The organism is Halomonas sp. SIMBA_159 (assembly GCF_046536035.1).
Classification (GTDB): Bacteria; Pseudomonadota; Gammaproteobacteria; order Pseudomonadales; family Halomonadaceae; genus Vreelandella; species Vreelandella venusta_A.
In genome coordinates this window covers 1-255 of the sequence record NZ_JAWJBT010001051.1, presented here as the reverse complement: position 1 = coordinate 255, position 255 = coordinate 1, and the positions used below count along the sequence as shown (strand labels likewise).

General features: G+C 33.3%; 1 protein-coding gene. It reads left to right on the top strand.

Features of this window, described 5'->3' with window-relative positions:
- On the top strand, positions 1-201 hold a 201-nt coding region (locus R0J87_RS22490; RefSeq protein ID WP_498889101.1), incomplete at its 5' end, for a hypothetical protein.
- Positions 202-255: the final 54 nt, after the last annotated feature.

Genomic DNA, 255 nt, shown 5'->3' with positions numbered 1-255 from the left:
ATACTTTCTGTGTTAGCCGCAATACCATTCGGTATTTATATGTTTTTAAACGAATACTTTCCCGTTTTTACACATGAGGGAGGTTTCTTGTTCTGGTTTGTCTTTTCAACTTCATCTTTAATTGGTTTTATTGTATTATGGAAACCTATCACGTGGATTGTCGGGATATTACAAGTATTAGGAATTGGAATGGAAGACTAAAAAACTTTAATATTGAAAAAACGCTGGCCAATCTAAGTCAGCGTTTTTTGTTAC